The sequence below is a fragment of the Nodosilinea sp. LEGE 07298 genome (genome assembly GCF_015207265.1).
Taxonomy (GTDB): domain Bacteria; phylum Cyanobacteriota; class Cyanobacteriia; order Phormidesmidales; family Phormidesmidaceae; genus Nodosilinea.
The window spans coordinates 1-4,650 of the sequence record NZ_JADEXE010000418.1 but is presented as its reverse complement, the minus strand read 5'-3'; the positions used below and the strand labels follow the sequence as shown (position 1 = coordinate 4,650).

6 protein-coding genes and 1 pseudogene are annotated in these 4,650 nt (G+C 52.0%); 6 read left to right on the top strand and 1 reads right to left on the bottom strand.

The window, feature by feature from the left end; all coding sequences use genetic code 11:
- Positions 1-467: 467 nt before the first annotated feature.
- The 6 genes and pseudogenes from IQ273_RS30735 (at position 468) to IQ273_RS34170 (ending at position 3,469) form a co-directional block, all read left to right on the top strand.
- Positions 468-1,592, top strand: coding sequence for a hypothetical protein (locus IQ273_RS30735; RefSeq protein WP_194026887.1), 1,125 nt, complete (start codon positions 468-470; stop codon positions 1,590-1,592).
- Positions 1,589-2,095, top strand: a complete 507-nt coding sequence (locus IQ273_RS30730; protein WP_194026886.1) for a hypothetical protein — start codon at positions 1,589-1,591, stop codon at positions 2,093-2,095. The genes IQ273_RS30735 and IQ273_RS30730 overlap by 4 nt, the downstream gene beginning before the upstream one ends.
- Before the next feature lie 289 nt (positions 2,096-2,384).
- On the top strand, positions 2,385-2,804 hold the full coding sequence (locus tag IQ273_RS35555; protein WP_228054218.1) for an AlpA family transcriptional regulator: 420 nt from the start codon (positions 2,385-2,387) through the stop codon (positions 2,802-2,804).
- 13 nt (positions 2,805-2,817) lie between these two features.
- Positions 2,818-3,104: pseudogene (locus IQ273_RS36180) on the top strand (DUF5674 family protein).
- Complete coding sequence (locus IQ273_RS34175) at positions 3,104-3,274, top strand: hypothetical protein (protein WP_228054217.1); 171 nt, start codon at positions 3,104-3,106, stop codon at positions 3,272-3,274. The pseudogene IQ273_RS36180 and the gene IQ273_RS34175 overlap by 1 nt, the downstream one beginning before the upstream one ends.
- Positions 3,275-3,277: 3 nt before the next feature.
- Positions 3,278-3,469: a hypothetical protein gene (locus IQ273_RS34170; RefSeq protein ID WP_228054215.1), complete on the top strand. Its 192-nt coding sequence runs from the start codon at positions 3,278-3,280 to the stop codon at positions 3,467-3,469.
- A gap of 290 nt (positions 3,470-3,759) precedes the next feature.
- Here the strand turns inward: IQ273_RS34170 and IQ273_RS30710 are convergent, their stop codons facing one another.
- Complete coding sequence (locus IQ273_RS30710) at positions 3,760-4,395, bottom strand: hypothetical protein (protein WP_228054213.1); 636 nt, start codon at positions 4,393-4,395, stop codon at positions 3,760-3,762.
- Positions 4,396-4,650: the final 255 nt, after the last annotated feature.

Genomic DNA, 4,650 nt, shown 5'->3' with positions numbered 1-4,650 from the left:
AGTTCAGCGATAGCCTCAAGGTGGGTTTTGAGTTGGGCTGCTTTCTCGGGGGTCATCGGTTAGGTCGCTAGGTCAACACTGGCATCCTCACCTATTTCAACCCTCCTTGCAAACCTGACATGCTCCCGCTTGTGGAAAGCATGGAGAAGCGAGGTTAAAAACACGACGCCACCCTGAGGCGAAAGCGATAGCGTCTTGGAAAACGGTAGAAACCTTGGAGGGAGGGCCATTGACCGGTTTTTGCCAAAACCTTGGCGTACTGTGTGGCCTCTCCGCGAAGCCCCCGATAGGGGCGCAGCATCCTGATACACCAAATTATATTCCACTCAGTCAGCATTGCCAGCATAATTCCCGAAAAATCACACTCTTCAGATGGTGTTACTGCATTTTTCACGAAGTTTCACAAAGTTGCACGGATTTAGCTGAATTAATGCTGATAAGTAGGTCAGTGATTAAGAGGTTTTCCTATGGATTCTCATGCTCCGACGCTTTTATTGGCCTGCGACTTGGGCAAGTCAGGTGGAAAGTTCTTCTACAAGCTTCGCCAGGGCCAAACTCACGCCCTGTGGATGAATGCAGAAGTGGCCCAGCGCGAGGCAGCTGGGGTGGAATCGGTTAGCCCTGGAGGTCGTCCGCAAGATTGTGCGTGGTACCGCAATGGTGACGTATTGACGTTTGTGGGTAAGGCCGCTCAGCGGTTTCTCGACTACAACAGCTTTAAGGAGGACAAAAGCCTGAAAGCTCCCGAGCGGATCGTGGGGGCGTTGGGGGCGATCGCTAAAACTGAGGGACAGCCCAGTCGCTTTGATGCCGTAGTCTGGGTGCTGCTACCAATTAACGAATTGGCAACCTGTCAGCAGATCGCATCTCGATTGATGGCTCTGGGGGAAGGTTTTCGGTTTCAAGACACAGCAGAGTATCGGGTCAATCTGACCCTCAGTTTTCGGCCCGAGGGTTATGGCATCTACGTCCAACGCAAAGCTCTGCTCCAGCAGGCAGGGGTGGCCATCGCTCAACGGACCACCTGGATTGAGATGTTGGGGCACCGCAACGGTACCCAACTGGCTTTTGAAACAGGGACGTTGAACTCGGCTAAATCGACCTCCAAGTTTCCGGGCTTTTGGGAGTCGTTTGAGAAGGCAGCAAATGCGGCGGGGGTATCAGTAACGGAATACGACGTGCTGCTGAGGGCTTTGGAAACTCGTCAAGCTCAGCAGTATTCGGTGGCCAAGGGAACGGCGGTGGATTTCGCGGCGGCGATCGCCCAGGTGGAAGCGGCATATCTGGCCAGTTTGGAATCCCACTTCACCGATCACTTATTGCCAAGTCTAGCCACCGGTAAGGGCGATGTGGTGCTGGCGGGTGGAGCGGCTTATCTGATGCGAGAACCGCTGCGGCAGTTCTTTGAGGAGCGGGGGTTTGTCCCTCGTCTATCCTTTGCCTGGGAGCACCAGGAGGCGTTATCCCAACTGGTCAACGCCCAGCTGCCGGAAGCGGTGGAATTACCCTCATTACCAATGCGGATGACCGATGGCTTTGGTCTGTTCCAGGCGCTGCTTGGCGATGTCAATCGATTGGGGGTGAGGGTATGAGTCAAAATAGTCACCCGCATCCAGATCGGGTCAAGTTCATCTACAACGCCCAGTTTCCAGCGGCGACAGCGGTGGTGCTGAATTATCTGCTAAACAATCCGCATTTCACCGGGCATCAGGGCCGACAGCAAGGGATGGATGCCATGATGGCGTTCTACCGTCCCCTGGCTGAGGAGTTCCACGGCGAACTATCGGTCTCGGAGATTCAGGACATAGCGCGGCATTGTGTGGAGCGGCTGGTGAAGCAGATTGCTGATCTGTGCGATCGCTACCACATCGCTAGTCCAGTCACGGCTAACGTCAGCGCTTCGGCTCCAATGAGTAGTACTGCTCGCCTGGAAGCCATCTTGGAGGAGTTGGTAGTAGTCGTAAAAGGCGGAGGAGCGAGCCGGTTTTTGACCATCCCGCCTTCTACTTCCGCACCCGCACCGATGGATATCGAGCAAGGGGTCGCGATGGATGGCGACGAGCTTGGCGACCTCGGCGACATCCTCAATGACTAAAGGGACGCTCATACAGGGATAGCAGCTGGATGCCGATTCTGCATCTCCATTCCCCCCTAGCCCTCAACAGGAGCGCCAAGGGGGGAATTCTCATGGGCAATTGTTCATGCTGACACATTAATAAGTATCATGAATTAATCAGCATTAAATCAGCTAAGCTCTTGCTGACTCCCTTAGAATGACAGCATCAGGACGGTGCAACTGCCATACCAATCAGGGGCTGCACCACAACGCTCTACCAACTCTGCTTCGGGCCTTGGCCCTGTCGTTAACCCAGGAGTTGGGTGCTATGCTTCTTTTTGTCAATAAGCGAACAGCCTCAGAACGCCTTAATCTCAGCGGCTCAACGCTGAAGAAGTATCGCCTTCAAGGCGATTGGATTGAGGGTGTCCACTGGGTGCGGATCAACAGCCGCTGCGTGCGCTACAACCTGGAGCTGATTCAAGACTGGTTGCACAATCGAGGCAACCCAAATGCTCACCTGAAGGCCATCCAGATCTATCAGCAAGGTCTTTTAAGCAACCAGCGGCGAAAAGACAGTAGTTTGCAAGACTCCACTTTGAGCCTGTTTCCGGTAATGCTGCGGAGCCTTGGACAAATCCATAAATCAAGAGCGATGCACCCGAGAGAGGTAGATGGCAGTACACTTGTTCAGCACCATGAGCTAGCGCGTTATTATCCATATCATTCGCCAGAGAGCGGAGCCTGAGCAGATACGTCAAATGCTGGAGGCGCTGGGAATTTACATTAAACTAGCGGTAGATGTTGAGCGCCGCATCGTGGCTGGAGGAGGCGAGTTGCACGCAGACTGTGAGCTAGCGCTGCTGGACGATGGCAGTCTGCAGCGCTATGTCTGGGGCGCAGATTGGTTCCGCTTAGCCAAACAGTGGGCTATGAATCGCTGATCAACATTCGCCCTAGCGCCAACAACGGTTCGATGATGATTCAAGATTCTGGTCTGCGGGACGATATCCGCCAGCTTGTGCAGTCTTTGATGGGCGACGTTTAATGGCAATAAATTGGGACATTCTCAAGGCGCAGTACCTGCAGGCCAACCGAGCGACTCAGCTCGACAGTTTGGCGCTGAACTTGACGCGCATCCGGGTGTTGGCCCGCAGTGGCACTGATGAGTCGGTGGCCCAGCACCTAGTCAGGGAAAGTCAGTTCTTTATTGAGTAGGCGGTGCTCGGCATTGACCTAGAAACCGACATCGCCTTTGCCAGTGACTTAGTTGACCTGCAACGGTTGCTGAGCCGGTGGAAGATAGGGTGGGCTGAGTTGTGGGCCAATGAGGCCAAGCGCCAGGAGGTGGCGGTGCTAGCTCAGCAGTGGTGCGATCGCATTCAGGACCGGGGGGAATTATTAGCGAGTTGAGAGCGATCGCCTGTGCATTGAAGTAGCAGGCCTTGAATTGATCACCGTGCATTCCACCGTATAGACACTTGGCAAAACAGGCATGACAACACTGCCGTGCTGATTTTAAACTGCCGTCTGTAGTTATGCTCTAAGCCCCGCCCCCTAACGGTACTTTCTTCTCGGTTTAGCGGAAAGACCGAGATGTCATCAGAGTTGACAGCTAATGTGAGGATGGTTTTCATAGGCGATGCTGAGACTTAACCGGAGCTGATCAAAGAAGCTACAAATAGACGACTCGGAATCTGCATCTACGGCGAAAATGGATAGGGGTACAGCGGTAGTTTGCACCCCTGCTGAGCGTTCAGCTCCCGTTTAATGGGGGTGATTTGCCGAAAACCTTCGCCGTCTTGCTGATTAAGAGCATCTGTTAGTTGGTTAGCAAAGGCTGCTACACAAGCATTATTGCTATTTTGCAATAGGCTTAGGCTACTGCGAGACCCCTCCATATCCCATGCGCTTACTTGAGTTTGAAGTCTGAAAAAGATTAATTGTTCGCTAGAGCTAAGGCCAAGACCTGACAAGTCCATACCACTACCCAAAGTTTCAAAAGCCTGAGTAGCAACACTTTCCCTATCCAAATCTGATGGCAGGGCATGAGTGGGCTGACGCTGCGGCAACAACCATCGCAGTGAGGACCAATCCACGGTCTTCTCTTGATCGTCAAGAAGCTCATAATCAGAAATATCTGACTGACTGACTGACTCAGTACTCCGAAAATTTGCATCGCACGTAGCTCGATTTTCTTCGGACAAAACAGGACTATTAAGATAGTGCTGAAGATAGTCACAGCTCTTTTCAAGCAAACGATCTAGTTCAAACTCCCATTTTAGAAAACCGTCAAATGTAGTACCACTACCAGAATTCTGTAACCGTATTGCACTCAACCGAGATCCATCATGGCTGAACATCACTTTTTCAAGTGGAAAATTGCCAAAATCTATGATTACTTCTCCTGAAGAATTTACAATTTGAGTATCAATAGTTAAGGTCTTGCCAACTTGTGCTTGTCCTGTAAGTAGCTAGGCGCATTTAAACATAAAACGTTCTAGCTGATAATTTCCAGCTTTACTACGCGCTTCCATGCCGTCAATGACGGTCATGGCCAAGTCATATTCGTTATCAAACATCTGACCGGCAAT